This is a genomic window from Cellulomonas cellasea, from assembly GCF_006538745.1.
Lineage (GTDB): Bacteria > Actinomycetota > Actinomycetes > Actinomycetales > Cellulomonadaceae > Cellulomonas_A > Cellulomonas_A cellasea.
Map to the genome: position 1 here is coordinate 12,354 of NZ_BJLR01000024.1, position 15,218 is coordinate 27,571.

The following is a 15,218-nucleotide window of genomic DNA, read 5'->3' on the forward strand; positions in this document are numbered from 1 at the left end:
GGGTCATCCCTCCGATCGGACCAGGAGCGCCACGGGGAAGCGGTCGAGCAGCGGGGCGACCTCCTGGACGCCGCCCGCGACCTCGTGCCCGGTCAGCACGTCGTGCCAGGTGCCGTCGGGCAGCGCGACGGTGTGGTCCGCCCACCCGCCGAGCCGCTCGAGGCCGACGCCGAGGCGCGTGGCGAGCGTCACGACCCGCGGGGCTCCGGCGACGGACCGGGTGAAGGACACGAGGTGCCCCGAGGAGTGCGCGAGCGCGCGGTAGCCGGCCTCGGGGCCGGTGAACACCTCGGGCAGGTCGCGGCGCACGCGCAGGGCGCGCGACGTCACGAGCAGCTTCTCGTCGGCGAGGTCGCGCGGGCCGGCGCCCTCGTCGAGCCGCGCGAGCCGGGCCTCGAGGGCCGCGGTGTCGACCGGCCGACGGTTGTCGGGGTCGACGAGCGCGACCGACGGGACCTCGGTGCCCTGGTAGACGTCGGGGATACCGGGGAGCGTGAGCTGGACGAGCTTCGTGCCGAGCGTCGCCGCCCGGACCGCGCCGCGCGTGCGCTGCTCCCAGTGCGCGAGCAGGTCGACGCACGTGTCGTCGGCCAGCACGCGCCGCGCCATGTCGAGCACGGCCGCCTCGTACGCCGCGTCGGGCTCGGTCCACGTCGTGCGGCTCTTGGCCTCGCGGATCGCCTTCGTCAGGTACTCGGTGAGCCGCTCGGCGGTGAGCGGGCCGTCGGGGGTCCACGTCCCGGCGAGGGTCTGCCACAGCAGGTTCTCGGTGCGCCCGTCGAGCAGCGCGCCGCGGTACGGGGCCGACGCGGCGCGCAGCCGGTCGACCAGCGCCGACCACTCCACGGGCAGCTCGCTCAGGACGCCGAGCCGGTTGCGGGTGTCCTCGCTGCGCTTGGTGTCGTGCGTCGAGAGCGTCGTCATGCCGAGCGGGGTGTGCGTCTGCGCGCGGGCCGCCCACGTCGCGAGCTCGGTCGGGGTCAGCGCGAACCGGTCGGGCTCGCCGCCGACCTCGGTCAGCCCGGTCAGGTGCGTCCAGCGGTAGAACGCGGTGTCCTCGACGCCCTTGGCCATGACCGCGCCGCACGTCTGCTGGAAGCGGACCACGAGCTCGTCGCGGCGCGGGCTGCGGGTCCGGCCCGCGCTGCCCGCCTCGCGCCCCAGGAGCAGGTCGACGAGCACGTCCATCGTCGCGGCGCGCTCGGGGGCGAGCCGGGCCCGGGCCGTCGCGGCGGCGGCCTCCATCGCCTCGAGGGAGTCGGGGTGCACCGCCTCGCCCGGGATGACGTATGCGCGGTACCGGTCGAAGGCGACGAGCAGCTCGACGAGGCAGTCCTGCAGCGCGCGCCACGTGTGGTCGCGCAGGCGCAGGTCCTCGCGGCAGATCGCCGCGGCGAGCTCGGTGAGGCGGAACACCTCGGCGTACAGCGCGCCGTCGACGACCTCGCGCTTGGCCTCGTCGACGATCGCGGGCAGCGAGTCGGAGGTGTCGTTCGTCAGGCGGTGCATCGTCGCGCCGAGCACGGCCGCGCCGCCCGGGTCGACGAACGTCTGCTGGATGCGCCACAGCGCCTCGTACCCGGTCGTGCCCGCGGTGTCCCAGTCGTTCGGGAGCTCCTCCTCGCCCTGGAGGATCTTCTCCACGACGACCCACGCGCCGTCGGTCCGCTCGCGCAGCCGGGCGAGGTACCCCGCGGGGTCGGCCAGGCCGTCCGGGTGGTCGATCCGCAGGCCGTCGAGCGTGCCGTCGGCGAGCAGGTCGAGGATCAGCCGGTGCGTCGCGTCGAAGACCTCGGGGTCCTCGACGCGGATCGCCGCGAGCGTCCCGACGTCGAAGAACCGGCGGTAGTTGAGCTCCTCGTCGGCGACGCGCCAGTACGCGAGGCGGTAGTGCTGGCGCTCGAGCAGCTCCGCGAGCGGGAGCTGCTCGGTGCCGGCGCGCACCGGGAACACGTGGTCGAAGTACCGCAGGACCGTCGTGGTGCCCTCCGTGCCGGGGACCTCGACCTCGTCGAGCGACAGCTCGTCGCGCGCGAGGACGGCCCCGATCCGGTCGCCGAGCACCGGCATGAGCACCGCGCCGTCGCCCGACGCCCAGTCGACGTCGAACCACGCGGCGAACGGCGACTCGGGCCCGTCGACGAGCACCGACCACAGCGCGCGGTTGTGCCACACGGGCGTCGGGACGGCCATGTGGTTGGGCACGATGTCGAGCACGAGCCCGAGACCGGCGTCGTGCGCGGTGTCCGCGAGCCGGCGCAGCGCGGGCAGGCCGCCGAGCACGGGGGAGACCTCGTCGTGGTCGACGACGTCGTATCCGTGCGTCGATCCCGGCGCCGCGCGCAGGATCGGCGAGAGGTACACGTGCGTGACGCCGAGCGCGGCCAGGTACGGCACGCGCTGCGCGACGTCGTCGAGCGTGAGGTCCTCGCCGAGCTGGACGCGGTACGTCGAGACGGGGACCGGGTGGCCCTCGCCGACGAGCCGGCGCGCGGGCGTGGCCGGACGGGTGCCCTCGCTCACGCGCTCGCGCCCGGCGCCGTGACGAGCGTGCGGGGGTGCGACGTCGGCGGGCGGGTCAGCATCACGAGCGAGCGCTGCTCGGTCTCGAGCGTGGCCCCGGCCTTGAACGTGTCGCCCTTCTGCACGGTCGTGTCGGTGTCGAGCACGGCCGTCCACTCCTCGCCGTACTCGAGCGGCGGCAGCGTGAACGTCGTCTTCGTGGGCTGGGCGTTGTAGAGCACGAGGAAGCTGTCGTCGACGATGGGCTCGCCGCGCAGGTCGGGCTCCTCGATGCCCTCGCCGTTGAGGAAGACCATGACCGAGCGGGCCTGCTCGGCGTGCCAGGCGTCGTCGCGCATGTGCGTGCCGTCGGGCGCGAACCACGCGATGTCGTGTAGGTCGGACTCCCCGCCGTGCTCCGCCGAGCCCTCGAAGAACCGGCGGCGGCGCAGCACGGGGTGGTCGCGGCGCAGGTGCACGACCTGGCGCGTGAACTCGAGCAGCTCCTCGCGGGTCTCGTCGAGCTCCCAGTCGACCCAGGAGAGCTCGTTGTCCTGGCAGTAGACGTTGTTGTTGCCCTGCTGCGTCCGGCCGAGCTCGTCGCCGTGCGCGAGCATCGGCACGCCCTGCGAGAACAGCAGCGTCGCGAGGACGTTGCGCTGCTGGCGGCCGCGGAGCTTGCGGATCTCCGGGTCGTCCGTCGGGCCCTCGGCGCCGCAGTTCCACGACCGGTTGTGGCTCTCGCCGTCGTTGTTGTCCTCGCCGTTCGCTGCGTTGTGCTTCTCGTTGTAGGACACGAGGTCCGCGAGCGTGAAGCCGTCGTGCGCGATCACGAAATTGACCGACGCGATGGGGCGCCGGCCCGTGTGCTCGTACAGGTCCGACGATCCCGACAGCCGGCTCGCGAACTCCGCGAGGGTCGACGGCTCGCCGCGCCAGAAGTCGCGGACCGTGTCGCGGTACTTGCCGTTCCACTCCGACCACAGCGGGGGGAACCCGCCGACCTGGTAGCCGCCGTCGCCGAGGTCCCACGGCTCGGCGATGAGCTTGACCTGGGAGATGATCGGGTCCTGCTGCACGATGTCGAAGAACGCCGAGAGGCGGTCGACCTCGTGGAACTGGCGGGCCAGGGTCGCGGCGAGGTCGAAGCGGAACCCGTCGACGTGCATCTCGGTGACCCAGTAGCGCAGCGAGTCCATGATGAGCTGCAGCACGTGCGGGGAGCGCATGAGCAGCGAGTTGCCCGTGCCCGTGGTGTCGAAGTAGTGCGCCGGGTCCTCGTCGACGAGCCGGTAGTAGCTCGCGTTGTCGATGCCGCGGAACGACAGCGTCGGGCCCAGGTGGTTGCCCTCGGCCGTGTGGTTGTAGACCACGTCGAGGATGACCTCGATGTTCGCGGCGTGCAGCGCCTTGACCATCGACTTGAACTCCTGGACCTGCTGGCCCTCGCCGCCGTACGCCGCGAAGCCGTTGTGCGGGGCGAAGAAGCCGATCGTGTTGTAGCCCCAGTAGTTCGACAGGCCCTTCTCGACGAGCACCGGGTCGTTGACGAACTGGTGCACCGGCATGAGCTCGATCGCGGTGACCCCGAGGCTCGTGAGGTGCTCGACGATCGCGGGGTGCGCGAGGCCCGCGTAGGTCCCGCGCAGGTCCTCCGGGACGCCCGGGTGCTGCATCGTCAGCCCGCGCACGTGCGCCTCGTAGATGATCGAGTCGTGGTACTCGTGCTGCGGCGGGTGGTCGTGGCCCCAGTCGAAGAACGGGTTCACCACGACCGACGTCATGGTGTGCGCCGCGGAGTCGTCGTCGTTGCGGGTGTCCGGCTCGCCGAACCGGTAGGAGAACAGCGACGGGTCACCGTCGATCTGGCCGTCGATCGCCTTGGCGTACGGGTCGAGCAGCAGCTTGTTCGGGTTGCAGCGGTGCCCCTGCTCGGGGTCGTAGGGCCCGTGGACCCGGAAGCCGTAGCGCTGACCGGGCTGCAGGGCGGGCACGTAGCCGTGCCAGACGAACGCGTCGACCTCGGGCAGGTCGACGCGGGTCTCGGTCCCGTCGGGGTCGAACAGGCACAGCTCGACGCGCTCGGCGACACCGGAGTACACGGCGAAGTTGGTGCCGGTGCCGTCGAAGGTCGCACCGAGGGGATAGGGACGTCCGGGCCAGATGCGCATCTGCCCAGAGTGCCAGGGAGCGTGCGGGGTCCGCCTCCCGGGACGACCTGGTCGCCTGCTCAGGTGACGAGCGTCACGCCGGGTCGCCCGCTCCCGCGGCCACGGTCAGGGACTGCACGAGCCGGTGCGTCGCGCCGGGCGCGAGCCGCACCGCCGCCGCCCCGACGTTCCCCGCCTCGACGCACACCGTGCCGGGCCACTCGTCGTCCCCGAAGTCGGGCATCGCGCGGGCCTTGCCGACCCACGGGTTCCACACGACCGTCGAGCCTGAGCCGTCCTTGGCGACGGTCACGGTCCGGCCGAGAACCGGGTCGACCACGCGGACCGTCGCGTCGCTCGCGTACACCCGGTCCGTCTCCGCGGTGAACCGGACCGGCTCGTCGCCCTGACGCGCGTCCGCCGACCCGCCCGCGCCCGCCACCTTGTCGACGTACGCCGCGCCCTCGAGGCCCTCGACCGCGACGTCGCGCACGTCGCCGACGGCCAGGTACGTGTGCAGCGCGTCGGTCAGGGTCACGTCCGCGTCGTCGCGGTTCGTCACCGTCAGCTCGAGGCGCAGCGCCGCCCCGACTGTGACCCGGTACGTCGCCGTGAACCGGTGCGGCCACGCCGACGCGCGCGTCGCGTCCGAGTCCGCGAGCCCGAGCTCGAGCGTCACGTCGCCCGACGCGTCCTCCTCGGCGCCGAGCAGCTCCCACGCCGTCGTGCGCGCCCAGCCGTGCGCGGGCGCGCCCGGGTCGTCAGGGTGCGGGCCGAACCACGGGAAGCAGATCGGCACCCCGCCGCGGATCGGGGCGCCCGCCTCGTAGCGGCTCGCCGCGCTCGTCCACAGCACCGGCGCGTGCCCCCGCGGCTGCCACGCCGTGACATGTGCGCCGTGCAGGTACACCTGTGCGGTCGCCCGCGGGGTCTCGACCCGCAGGCATGCGAGCCCGCCGTGGCCCGTGGCGGGGAGGACCGACGCGGGCAGGGCAGGAAGGTCCGTCATGGCGCTCCTCAGCGGGCTGGGCGACGGCGGCCGGCGCTCGCGGGCGCCGGTGCACCGGGGTCGACACCGGCGCGGCGGTCGGTGCCGGGTCGTGCGGCCAGCCTAGCGAGGGCCGCCGGGACCCCGGGGGCCGGACCGGCCGACGGGTGGGCGCCGAGCGGGCGCACGGGGCGGATCGCCGCGACGAGGGCGAGGACGTCGGGGGAGCGCGGGTCCCCGGTCAGCGGGCTGCCGTCGAGCTCGCTCATGCGCCGGCCCGCCCGGTGCGCGGGACGTCGGCGGGGGTGCTGCGGTGGTCCACGGTCGTCCTCCCGGTCCTGCTCGGTCCTCGTCCTGGGAAGAGCGTCCGGGAGCGCGCCTGATGCACGCCGAGGGGTCCCACCGACGGGTGAGGAACGGCGCTCCGGTGGCAGGCGGTGCGGGACGCTCGTACGGTCGAAGGACACGACCGAAGGAGGTCCGTCATGGGACTCGACGACAAGATCAAGAACGCGGCCGAGGAGCTTCAGGGCAAGGGCAAGGAGACCGCGGGCCGCGCGAGCGGTGACCGTGACCTCGAGGCCGAGGGCCGCACGGACCAGACGAAGGCCGACGTGAAGCAGGCCGGCGAGAAGATCAAGGACGTCTTCAAGGACTGACGCCGACTGCACGAGACACCGGGCCGGTCGCTCCCCACGGAGCGGCCGGCCCGTCGTCGTGCGCGGCCCCGATGTCCGTCGGGCACGCCCGTCGTCGTGCGCCGCGCCCCGTCGTTGCGCCGCGCCGTCGTCCCGCACCCCCGTGGTCGAGCAGGCGCCGTCAGCTCGCGTGGTGCGTGCGGGCGGCGGCGTAGGACGGCTCGCGCAGCCGCGCCGCCCACGGCTCGAGCGGCAGGCCCGGGAGCGGGTGGAGCGCTGCGTCGAAGCGCAGGACCGAGTCGACCGTGGCCTGCGCGGGACCGTCGACCACGAGCTCGCCGAACGCGTGCCAGCGCCGGCTCCACGGGCTCGCGAACCCCAGGCGCAGGTGCCAGGGCTCACCGGCGAGCTCGCGCGCGAGCTCCTCGAGGCCGGTCGGGAGCACGCGCGTGCCCGGCACCGCGACGAGCAGCACGGGCCCCGCGGGCGTCCGGTAGGGCAGCAGGCTCCCGTACGCGCCGCCCGACGGCGCCCGGTGCGGGGCCAGGAGGAACCGCGAGACGCGCCCGAGCCCGGTCGTCGAGAGCAGCAGGTCGCTCGGGCCGTCGGCGCCGTCGAGGCGCAGCGCGAGGCCCTGCACGTCGGGCAGCGGCACGGGGAGACCGACCGAGCGGGACAGGCGCGCGATGCCGCGGTCGACGCCGGGCTCGTCGAGCCAGCGCGCGCCGGTGGGCCGCGCCGAGCCGTGGCGCACGACCGTGGCCCGCAGCGTCGCGCCGTCGGGGTGCAGCGGGCGTGCGCCGCGCAGCTCGGTCACGGCTCGGGTCAGCGCGCCGAGGGCCGCCCCGGCGCCGGCCGAGAACCGAGTGGCCGGACCCGTCGGCGCCTCGCCGTGCCGGGGGGTCGCCTCAGGTCGCTGCTGGTCCATGCGGTGATGGTCGCGCCACGCGGCGGTCCCCGCACCTCCAGCGGCGTCCGGCAGGGCGCTGAGCAGGCCTTCCGATTGCCGCGCCCGCCGATCGGGCGCAGGCTCGTCGCAAGGGGCTGTGGCTCCGGCCGGCACCCGAGCCGCGCCCGGGACCGCGCAGCCCACGACGACACGCCGCCCCGACCAGCCGGTCGGTGCGCCGAACGCCCGCCGGCGCACCCCCGCGCCGCCGGTGACAGGAGGCCCCATGAGCGTCCACGCCGCGATCACCGTGCGCCGACCCCTCGACGAGGTCTACGCGTACTGGTCCGACTTCACGAACCTCCCGCGCTTCATGGCGCACGTCGAGCAGGTCACCGTCACCCCCGACGGCACGTCGCACTGGCGGGTGTCCGGTCCCGTGGGCACGCACGTCGAGTGGGACGCGCGCGTCGTCGAGGCCGACCCGCCGCGCGTCCTGCGCTGGGAGTCGGTCGGCAGCGCCGACGTCGAGAACGCCGGGAGCGTGCGCTTCACGGAGGCGCCGGGGGACCAGGGCACCGAGGTCCGCGTCGAGATCGACTACCGGGCCCCGGGCGGGAAGGTCGGCGAGCTCGTCGCGCGCCTGTTCGGCGAGCAGCCGCGCCAGCAGGTCGAGGACGACCTGCGCCGGTTCAAGCAGGTCCTCGAGACCGGCGACATCATGCGCTCGGAGGGCAGCCCCGGCGGGACCCGGGCCGGCAACCAGGTGCGGCAGCGCACCGCGGAGCCCGTCGAGGAGACCCCCGAGGGCGCGCTCGGCCCAGGCTGAGCCGCGGACCGTCCGCGGGCGGTCGTCCGGCGACGGAGGCCGGGCGGCGGTGAGCGGCCCGGCGGCGGCGAGCGGCAGGGCGGCCGGGCCGGCGACGAACGGGCACCACACAGGCACGAGCAGCACCCCGGTGGGCGGCGATGCGGTCGCCCACCCCAGGACCGACCGGGACGCGGGACCCGTGGGCGAACCGCGTGGCCCGCGGGCCGACGACGAGAGGGACGAGATGCGCGCGAACAGGTGGATGGGCAAGGGAGTCGTCGAGGTCGGGGAGGTCCCCGACCCGCAGATCCTCAGCCCGCGGGACGCGATCGTGAAGGTCACGTCGACCGCGATCTGCGGGTCCGACCTACACATGTACGGCGGCTACATCCCGACGATGGAGAAGGGCGACGTCGTCGGGCACGAGTTCATGGGCGAGGTCGTCGAGGTGGGCAGCGCGGCCGGGAACCTGCGCGTGGGCGACCGCGTCGTCGTGCCGTTCCCGATCTCGTGCGGGGCGTGCACGCAGTGCGTGCGCCGCAACTACTCGCTGTGCGAGAACTCGAACCCGAACGCCGGCATGGCCGAGAAGGTCATGGGCTACTCGCCCGCCGGGATCTTCGGGTACTCGCACATGCTCGGCGGGTTCGCCGGCGGCCAGGCCGAGTACGTGCGCGTCCCGTTCGCGGACGTCGGGCCGCTGAAGATCGAGCACGACCTGACCGACGAGCAGGTCCTGTTCCTCTCGGACATCTTCCCGACCGCCTACATGGGCGCCGAGATGTGCGACATCAGCCCCGGCGACGTGGTCGCGGTCTGGGGGGCCGGCCCGATCGGCCAGCTCGCGGTCGCGAGCGCCTACCTGCTCGGCGCCGGCAAGGTCGTCGCCATCGACCGGTTCGACTACCGGCTGCGGATCGCGCAGGAGAAGGCCGGCGCCATCCCGGTCAACTACGAGGAGCAGGACGTCAAGGAGGCGCTCCTCGACATCACCGCGGGCCGCGGCCCGGACGCCGTGATCGACGCCGTCGGCATGGAGGCGCACCACCACGTCGGCGCGATCAACGCCTACGACAAGGTCATGCAGGCCGTGAAGCTCGAGCCCGACCGCGCGGGGGCGCTGCGCGACGCGGTGCTCAACGTCCGCAGCGGCGGGGTCGTGTCGGTCGTCGGGGTGTACGGCGGGTTCGTCGACAAGTTCCCGATGGGCGCCGTGGTCAACCGCTCGCTGACGCTCCGCTCGGGCCAGTGCCACACCCACCGCTACATGCAGCCGCTGCTCGACCGCATCGTCGCCGGCGAGATCGACCCGAGCTTCGTGATCAGCCACCGCATGAGCCTCGACGAGGCCCCGCAGGGCTTCGAGATGTTCCGCGACAAGGTGGACGAGTGCAACAAGATCGTGATGACGCCGTGAGCGGCGCGGCGGGCGCCGACGGCGGCGGGACGCAGAGCACGACGCACGGCGCCTGGGAGACCCGCACACGCTCGGGTCCGCTCAGCGGCGGCATGGCCGTCGTCGAGCGGCACGTGGGCTGCGCGGCCGAGGTCGTCGTCGAGGTCCTGCGCGACGGCTGGATGTACGCCGGGTGGGTCGTCGGCGCGTCCCGGATCCGGTCGGTCGACGCGCACTGGCCCGAGCCGGGCGCCGCGATCCACCACTCGGCGGGCGCCTGGCCGCTCGTGATCAACGACAAGACGGTCTCGCGCCGCTGGGACGGGCGCAGCCGCCTCGAGCTGCAGGCGCACGGGTGGCCGCTGGGCGAGGCCCGCGTCGTCATCGACGTCCGCCCCGAGGGCCCGACGTCGTGCCGGGTCCTGCTCGCCGAGGACGCCGTCAAGGGCCCCGGCGCGCTCGTGCCGCGCGCGCTGCGGCAGGCCGCGATCATCCCGCGCAACAAGGAGGCGCTGCACCGCCTCGCCCTCATCGCCGAGGGCCGGGCCCGCGGCGACGGCGTCCCGCCCGGCGGGTCCGCGGGCGCGTCGTCGCCCGCCTCCCCGGACGCTTCCGCAGGTGAGGGCGCCGGACCGGGCTGAGCCACCGGATGCGGGGGAGCGGGGTGCGGTGCACGCTTGTCCGGTATGACCCAACCCGCGGCCGGGCCGGCGCCGCGGATCCCCGGCGAGCCGCTCGGCTCAGACAGGGTGCCCCCGCACATGTACCTCCCCACCCCCCGCGGGCCGCTGAGCTCCGCGCTCGTCCCGGTCCTGCGCGGACCCGTCCCCGGCGACGACGACGCCGCGCCCGCCCTCCCCGTCGCCGACGCGCTCGCCGCGTCGACCGACCTGCTCGAGGACGACGACGTCCAGCTCGCGCTGTTCTGCCTGTACGAGCTGCACTACCGGGGCTTCGAGGACGTCGACGACCGCTGGGAGTGGGAGCCCGGGCTGCTGCGGGCCCGCCGGCGCCTCGAGGACGCGTTCGAGGCCGAGCTGCGCGAGCGGATCAAGGTCCCCGACGCGCACGGCCTCGACCAGGCCGGAGTCGCCGAGACGCTGTTCACGATGGCAGCCGCGGAGACCGGCCCCGGCCTCGCGCGGTACGTCGGCAAGAAGGCGTCCGAGGGCCAGCTCAAGGAGCTGCTCGTGCAGCGCTCGCTGTACCAGCTCAAGGAGGCCGACCCGCACACCTGGGCCGTCCCGCGCCTCGCCGGTGGCCCCAAGGCCGCGCTCGTGGAGATCCAGGCCGACGAGTACGGCGGCGGCGACCCCGAGCGCATGCACGCCGCGCTGTTCGCGCAGACGATGCGCGGGCTCGGGCTCGACGACGCGTACGGGCGGTACATCGAGGAGCTCCCCGCGATCACGCTCGCGTCGCTCAACGCGATGTCGCTGTTCGGGCTGCACCGCCGCCTGCGCGGCGCGGTCGCCGGGCACCTCGCGGCGTTCGAGATGACGTCGTCGCTCCCGAACCGGTTCTACGGCAACGGCTTCCGCCGCCACGGCCACGGGCCTGAGACGACCCTGTACTTCGACGAGCACGTCGAGGCCGACGCGGTGCACGAGCAGATCGCCGGCCGGGACCTCGCCGGCGGCCTCGCGCGCGACGAGCCCGAGCTCGTGCCGGACATCCTGTTCGGCGCGGCGGTGTGCCTCGCCCTCGACGACGCCGTCGCCGAGCACATCATGTCCGCCTGGCAGGCGGGCCGGTCGTCGCTGCGCGCCGGATGAGGGCCGCGCCGTGGGACCGCACCGACTTCCGCTGACCTACGTCCTGCCGCTGCGCTGGACGGACGACGCCGACCTCGACGAGCTGACCGCGTACCTGCGGGGCCTCGCGGGCCTCGTGCAGGAGGTCCTCGTCGTCGACGGCTCGCCGCCCCCGCTGCACGCGGCGCACGCGCGGGCCTGGCACGGGCTCGTGCGCCACGAGCGGCCCGACCCGTGGCCCGGGTGCAACGGCAAGGTCGCGGGCGTCATGACGGGCGTGCGGCTCGCGCGGCACGAGCGCCTGGTGCTCGCCGACGACGACGTGCGCCACGACCGCGGCACGCTCACGGCGATCGACGCGCTGCTCGACGGGGCCGACGCCGTGCGCCCGCAGAACTACTTCGACCCGCTGCCGTGGCACGCGGTGTGGGACTCGGGGCGCACGCTGCTCAACCGCGCGCTCGGCGCCGACTACCCGGGCACGCTCGGCGTCCGGCGCTCGATCCTCCTGGCGACCGGCGGCTACGACGGCGACGTGCTGTTCGAGAACCTCGAGCTCCTGCGCACCGTGCGCGCCGCGGGCGGCCGGGAGGTGATCGCCCGCGACGTGCTGGTCGCGCGCCGCCCGCCGACCGCGCGGCACTTCGCCGGGCAGCGCGTCCGGCAGGCGTACGACAGCCTCGGGCAGCCCGCGCGCCTCGTGGCGGAGCTCGCGCTCGCCCCCGCGCTCGTGTGGGCCGGGCGCTCGCGGGCGCGCGCCGTGGGGGCGCTCGTCGCGGTGCTCGCGCTCGCGGAGCGGGGCCGGCGCCGGGCCGGCGGGGCCGCACGCTTCCCTGCACGCTGCACGCTCGGTGCGCCGGTGTGGGTCCTCGAGCGCGCCGTCTGCGTGTGGGTGGCGGTGGGGATGCGCGTGCGCGGGGGCGTCCCGTACGCCGGGCAGCGGGTGCGGCGCGCGACGTCACCGAGCCGGGCACGGCGGGCCCGGTGCGCGGCTGCCCGGCGGGAGCGGGCGCTCGCCGGGGCGGACCGCCGGGACGGTGCACAGGAGCCCGCGGGGGTCGTCCCCGCCGCGCCCCGCCGGGCCGTCAGCCGGCGCTGAGGCCCCGCCGGGCCGTCAGCCGGCGCCGGGGCCCCGCCGGGCCGTCAGCCGACGCTGAGGCGGCGCACGACGGCCCGCGCGGCGGCGGTCACGAGGGCGCGGTCGTGCGTCACGACCATGTCGAACGGGCGGTCCCCGTCGGAGTCGGCGTCCCCGGCCGCACGCGCGACGAGGGCGCTCGCGGCGTGCGCCCCCAGGACGAGCACCGTCCACTCGTCGACGAGCGGGTCGCGGACGTCGAGCGCCCACCCGCGGACCCCGGGTGCGGGCTCGGCCGGCATGTCCTCCCCGAGCGCCGCGACGAACGGCAGCCGCTGGGCGAGCCCGGCGTAGCGGCGGGCCGTCGCGGGCGTGACGTACCGCTCGTGCTGGAAGCACGAGAGCACCATCGGCGGGACCAGCGAGTGCTGCGCCGCGAGCTCGAGGGTCGTCGAGAGCGGGACGAGGAGGCGCTTGGGTGCCCGCTGCACCGTGCGCACCGCGGAGGCCAGGTCGAACGGCGTGGTGCGGTGCTGCGAGGGGAGCGGGGCGTGCGCCGCGAACCGCTCAGGGGCGTGCCGCGCGGCGCCGGGCACGGGTCCGGGACGCCCCCAGTACCAGCCCTGCCCGAGCGTCGCGCCCAGCACGACGGCACGCGTGAGGTCGTCGGCGTCCTCGACGCCCTCGGCGACGACCTCCGCCCCCGACTGCTCGGCGTAGTCACGCACCGCGCCCGCGACCACGACCGTCTGCGGGTCCTCGAGCGTGCGCAGCAGCCCCAGGTCGAGCTTGACGACCTCGGGGCGCAGCAGCGGGACGAACGCGAGCGACGCCGGCCGCGCGCCGACGTCGTCGAGCGCGATCGCGCACCCCGCGGAGCGCAGCCGGTCGGCGGCCGCGAGGATCCGTGCCGGGTCCGCCGCGAGCGCCCGCTCGGTGATCTCGACGACGACCTGCAGGCCGCGGGGACGCGCCTCGAGCACCTCGAGGACCGGGTCGAGGTGCGCCGTCAGGGTCTGCGGCTCGACGTTCACGAACAGGGTCGCGGGCCCGGACCGGTGGCCGGGGCCCGCCCCGGAGAACGCCGCGGTCAGCGACGCCCGCTCGAGGTCGACGAGGCGGCCGGCGGCGCGGGCGTCCTCGAGCAGCGTGAGCGGCGAGGCCCACGCGGTCCCCGCCGGGCCGCGCAGCAGCGCCTCGTGGCCGAGCGTCGCGCCGCTGCGCAGGTCGACCAGGGGCTGGTACACGCTGTGCAGCGCGCCGCCGCCGAGCAGGTCGTCGAACGCGGATCGGGTCGGTGTCGCCGTGCGGCGTGACGGGGCAGAGGTCACGGAAGCCCCATCGGACGGCCGGGCCCGCGTCTGACCGGTTCGGCGACCCGCGTCCGGGTGCGCCGCCGGCGACCGCGCAGGAGACTGGCGACCATGCTCGACGACCCCGACCTCCCGCCCGTCCCGCGCGCGCCCCGCCCCGCCGTGATCGTGGCGTGCCCCGACGGGCCGCTGCTGGTGCGCGGCGACGCGGAGATCCGCGACGACGCCGGCGAGCTCGTGCCGCGCCGGCGCGCGACGGTCGCGCTGTGCCGGTGCGGTGCGTCGGCCATCAAGCCGTGGTGCGACGGCAGCCACAAGGCGACCGGGTTCACGACGCGCTGAGCCGGCCCGGGACGCCCTGCGCCGCGCGCGGTTGCGGTGCCGGGAGGCCGGGTTAGCGTGGACGAGCGGTCCAGCACAGGGCCTCTCTAGCCGCCCGGCGCGAGAGTCCTGGGCGGCAGCCGGCTGCGGCCGGCCACCAGGAAGGGCCACCACCATGGCAACTGGAGAGACCGGGTTCGACGACGTCACGTTCGACCTCATCTCGTTGCAGTACCACTCCCTCAAGGCGGGTCACGACTACGGCCAGTACGTGCGCGACGCACGCAACGCGGGCCGGGACGACATCGCCGACTTCTTCGAGCAGGTCATGCGCGAGGACTCCGAGCGGGCGCAGCGCTGTCACGCGTTCCTCGGCGATCTGACCCAGCACGGCACGTCCGCGACCAGCCCCCAGGGAGCGTGATCCATGTTCTTCCACCGTCAGGAGCTCCAGCACAAGGCCACCCCCGACAAGCCCGACGCGGTCTACGCGCGCAAGCTGCAGGAGGTGCTCGGCGGCCAGTACGGCGAGATCACCGTCGCCATGCAGTACGGCTTCCAGTCGTGGAACGCCCACATCCCCGGCAAGTACCGTGACCTGCTCTTCGGGATCGGCGCCGAGGAGTTCGGGCACGTCGAGATGCTCGCGACGATGATCGCGCAGCTCCTCGAGAAGGCGCCGATCGGCATCACCGAGGACGCCGTGCAGAACGACCCCACGGTCGCCGCGGTGATCGGCGGCACGGACCTGCAGCACGCGATCGTCGCGGGCGCCGGCGCGCGGCCCGTCGACTCCATGGGCAACCCGTGGTCGGCCGGGTACATCACGGCGAGCGGCAACCTGCTCGCCGACTTCACGGCCAACGCGAACGCCGAGATGCAGGGCCGCCTGCAGGTCGCGCGGCTGTACCACATGACCGACGACTCGGGCGTGCGCGACCTCCTGAGCTTTCTGCTCGCGCGCGACACGATGCACCAGAACCAGTGGATGGCGGCGGCGGCCGAGCTGCGCGAGGAGGGGTACGAGGACTTCCCCGTGCCGAGCAACTTCCCGATCCGCAAGGAGGAGCGCGACGTGTCGTACGACTACATCAACTTCTCCAACGGGGAGCACGCGTCCGAGGGCCGGTGGGCCAGCGGACCGACGCCCGACGGCAAGGGCGAGTTCTCCTACCGGGACGCCTCGACCGAGACTCCCGTGCCCATGCCGCCCCCGACACGCCCCGACTCCCGCCTCTACGGGACGACGGACCTGCCGAACCGCGTCGAGAAGATCGCCGGCGCCGTGCAGGACGCGCTGCACAAGGAGTGAGCGGACCGGTGGGGGCGGCGTCGGTCGCCGCCCCCACCCCGCCCGGTCCGGGGCGCGCGCGCCGGG

Annotated in this window: 15 protein-coding genes; 9 read left to right on the plus strand and 6 right to left on the minus strand. The window is 74.8% G+C overall.

The genetic code is table 11. From position 1 onward, the window contains the following. Nucleotides 1-3 precede the first annotated feature (3 nt). The 4 genes from treY to CCE01nite_RS13085 all read right to left on the minus strand — a co-directional run bounded on the left by treY (nt 4) and on the right by CCE01nite_RS13085 (nt 5,909). On the minus strand, nt 4-2,523 hold the full coding sequence (gene treY, locus CCE01nite_RS13070) for a malto-oligosyltrehalose synthase (protein ID WP_034629716.1): 2,520 nt from the start codon (nt 2,521-2,523) through the stop codon (nt 4-6). After that, nucleotides 2,520-4,673 (minus strand): glycogen debranching protein GlgX, encoded by a 2,154-nt coding sequence (gene glgX / locus CCE01nite_RS13075; protein ID WP_034629718.1) that lies wholly within the window; start codon nt 4,671-4,673, stop codon nt 2,520-2,522. The genes treY and glgX overlap by 4 nt, the downstream gene beginning before the upstream one ends. Before the next feature lie 73 nt (nt 4,674-4,746). Then, nucleotides 4,747-5,661, minus strand: a complete 915-nt coding sequence (locus tag CCE01nite_RS13080) for a D-hexose-6-phosphate mutarotase (protein ID WP_052104113.1) — start codon at nt 5,659-5,661, stop codon at nt 4,747-4,749. Nucleotides 5,662-5,669: 8 nt separating this feature from the next. After that, nucleotides 5,670-5,909 (minus strand): hypothetical protein, encoded by a 240-nt coding sequence (locus tag CCE01nite_RS13085; protein ID WP_034629721.1) that lies wholly within the window; start codon nt 5,907-5,909, stop codon nt 5,670-5,672. A gap of 216 nt (nt 5,910-6,125) precedes the next feature. Here CCE01nite_RS13085 and CCE01nite_RS13090 point away from each other — a divergent pair, with 216 nt between their 5' ends. After that, complete coding sequence (locus CCE01nite_RS13090) at nt 6,126-6,299, plus strand: CsbD family protein (RefSeq protein ID WP_034629723.1); 174 nt, start codon at nt 6,126-6,128, stop codon at nt 6,297-6,299. A gap of 160 nt (nt 6,300-6,459) precedes the next feature. Here CCE01nite_RS13090 and CCE01nite_RS13095 read toward each other — a convergent pair whose 3' ends face one another. Further along, nucleotides 6,460-7,206, minus strand: a complete 747-nt coding sequence (locus CCE01nite_RS13095) for a hypothetical protein (RefSeq protein WP_052104115.1) — start codon at nt 7,204-7,206, stop codon at nt 6,460-6,462. Between the two features lie 247 nt (nt 7,207-7,453). Here CCE01nite_RS13095 and CCE01nite_RS13100 point away from each other — a divergent pair, with 247 nt between their 5' ends. The 5 genes from CCE01nite_RS13100 (at nt 7,454) to CCE01nite_RS13120 (ending at nt 12,227) form a co-directional block, all read left to right on the plus strand. Continuing rightward, nucleotides 7,454-7,996, plus strand: a complete 543-nt coding sequence (locus tag CCE01nite_RS13100; RefSeq protein WP_034629726.1) for an SRPBCC family protein — start codon at nt 7,454-7,456, stop codon at nt 7,994-7,996. 226 nt (nt 7,997-8,222) lie between these two features. After that, nucleotides 8,223-9,395, plus strand: coding sequence for a zinc-dependent alcohol dehydrogenase (locus CCE01nite_RS13105; protein WP_034629761.1), 1,173 nt, complete (start codon nt 8,223-8,225; stop codon nt 9,393-9,395). Continuing rightward, nucleotides 9,392-10,015, plus strand: a complete 624-nt coding sequence (locus tag CCE01nite_RS13110; protein ID WP_246056536.1) for an SRPBCC family protein — start codon at nt 9,392-9,394, stop codon at nt 10,013-10,015. The genes CCE01nite_RS13105 and CCE01nite_RS13110 overlap by 4 nt, the downstream gene beginning before the upstream one ends. A gap of 120 nt (nt 10,016-10,135) precedes the next feature. Next, complete coding sequence (locus tag CCE01nite_RS13115) at nt 10,136-11,149, plus strand: iron-containing redox enzyme family protein (protein WP_034629728.1); 1,014 nt, start codon at nt 10,136-10,138, stop codon at nt 11,147-11,149. 10 nt (nt 11,150-11,159) lie between these two features. Beyond that, nucleotides 11,160-12,227 (plus strand): glycosyltransferase family 2 protein, encoded by a 1,068-nt coding sequence (locus CCE01nite_RS13120; RefSeq protein ID WP_246056537.1) that lies wholly within the window; start codon nt 11,160-11,162, stop codon nt 12,225-12,227. 44 nt (nt 12,228-12,271) lie between these two features. Here CCE01nite_RS13120 and CCE01nite_RS13125 read toward each other — a convergent pair whose 3' ends face one another. Then, complete coding sequence (locus tag CCE01nite_RS13125; RefSeq protein WP_141372552.1) at nt 12,272-13,537, minus strand: sensor domain-containing phosphodiesterase; 1,266 nt, start codon at nt 13,535-13,537, stop codon at nt 12,272-12,274. A gap of 93 nt (nt 13,538-13,630) precedes the next feature. Between CCE01nite_RS13125 and CCE01nite_RS13130 the strand changes: the two genes are divergently transcribed. From CCE01nite_RS13130 to CCE01nite_RS13140, 3 genes are all read left to right on the plus strand, one after another. After that, nucleotides 13,631-13,861 (plus strand): CDGSH iron-sulfur domain-containing protein, encoded by a 231-nt coding sequence (locus CCE01nite_RS13130; protein WP_141372554.1) that lies wholly within the window; start codon nt 13,631-13,633, stop codon nt 13,859-13,861. Between the two features lie 154 nt (nt 13,862-14,015). Beyond that, the gene (locus CCE01nite_RS13135; RefSeq protein WP_141372556.1) at nt 14,016-14,264 is read left to right on the plus strand and encodes an acyl carrier protein; all 249 of its coding nucleotides are present in this window, start codon (nt 14,016-14,018) and stop codon (nt 14,262-14,264) included. A gap of 3 nt (nt 14,265-14,267) precedes the next feature. Further along, nucleotides 14,268-15,152, plus strand: a complete 885-nt coding sequence (locus CCE01nite_RS13140; RefSeq protein ID WP_141372558.1) for a manganese catalase — start codon at nt 14,268-14,270, stop codon at nt 15,150-15,152. The last annotated feature ends 66 nt before the right edge of the window (nt 15,153-15,218 follow it).